2 pseudogenes are annotated in these 1,485 nt (G+C 70.6%); both read left to right on the plus strand.

What is annotated here, in order from left to right:
* A pseudogene (locus ACRDSQ_RS31390) lies at positions 1 to 908 on the plus strand (hypothetical protein); the annotation flags it as partial.
* A pseudogene (locus ACRDSQ_RS31395) lies at positions 905 to 1,485 on the plus strand (hypothetical protein); the annotation flags it as partial. The pseudogenes ACRDSQ_RS31390 and ACRDSQ_RS31395, both read left to right, overlap by 4 nt.

Consider the following 1,485-nt stretch of genomic DNA (forward strand, 5'->3'; position numbering starts at 1 on the left):
CGGAGTCGCCCGAGGTGATCGACGGCTACGACCTGTTCCGCACCGAGCTGGACTTCCTGCGCACAGCCATCGAGGAGTCCTACGACAACCCGGCCCGCCGCATCGGGTGGGCCGAGCACCCCGATGAGGGCACCGTCGAGTTCGTCCCGCCCGACGACCTCAAGTCCCGCTTCGACGCGCTGCCGCAGAACTATCTGGCCGAGCGCCAGGTCAAGCAGCGGTTGGTGCTCGCGACCGACAAGGCCACCGGCAAGGCCGAGCTGCAACGGGCCAGGGACAACGTCGGCTCGAAGCTGTCGTGGCCGCAGGCGCACTATCTCGGCCCGCTGCATCCGGTGTTGGACTGGGCGGCGGACAAGGCGCTGGCCCGCTTCGGCCGGGGCCAGGTGCCGGTGGTCACCGGCGCGGTGGATCATCCGTTGGTGATCGGCATGGGCACGTACTCGAACCGGCGCGGCCAGGTCGTTCTGCGCAGCGTCGCGGGCGTCGGTTTCCTGGAACCGACAACGCCCTACGAGCTGCAGGAAGACGTCGTGATGGACATCCTGGTCAAGTCGGGTGTGCGCGACGGCGGGATCAACACCGGCCGCGAGATCGACGTCGCCCGGTGGCAGCCGTTGGTGCCGCTGGCCGTCGCGGAGTTGCGGGGATACATGGCGGGCCTGCTCAACGAACGCACGGCCTTGGTGCAGGAGCCGCTGGTCGACGCGGCCATGCGGATTCGGCAGTGGCGCAAGAGCGCGAAGCAGTTGGCGCTCGACCTGCCGCCCAACCGCCGGTCCCGGGTCGAGCAGGAGGTGGACCTGCACGGCAGCCAGGCGTTGGACCTGTGCGCGGAGCTGTCGGCCCGCGATGAGCCGATGCTGCGGGTGCTGGCCGTGATCGTCCCCGAGGAGAGCGCCCGATGACCGCCTACGACTCGATCGTCGTCGAGGGCGAGTTCGTCTCCGAGCACTTCCTGGCCGAGGAGTTCGCCGCGCGCGTGCGGTCCCTGCGCCGCGAGTGGTCCGAGCGCGAACAAGCCCACCCCGACCTCACCGTCACTGCCCGCCAGGGCCTGACCAGGCTAGCGGCCCGGCTGGTGGTCGAGTTGACCAAGGGCCGGGAGCGCGACACCGATGACTACCTGCCCGCGCTGCATGACGGCGTGGCCGAGGCGTTGTTGCTGGACCGCGAGCCGGAGGAGTTCGTCTCGTTCCGCGCGGGCGTCGAGCAGACCGTGCCGGCCCGCGTGTTCCGCGACTCCGGCCGGGTGCCCCTGCTGGTGCTCGAAGCGCGGGACGCGCGCGCGGTGGAGGAGCTGTTCGACCACGAGGACGGCACCGGGGTGCTGTTGTCGCCGTTGGTGTGTGGCGCGGAGACCCAGCACGCGACGGTGAAGGTCCTGTCGAACCTGTTCCTGGCCGACCACGAGCCGGACCGGCCCGATTTCGTGCTGGTGCTCGCCGGCGGCTGGGTGCTGCTGGCCGGAGCGCTGGCCCGAGG

The organism is Actinokineospora sp. (genome assembly GCF_050699995.1).
Classification (GTDB): domain Bacteria; phylum Actinomycetota; class Actinomycetes; order Mycobacteriales; family Pseudonocardiaceae; genus Actinokineospora.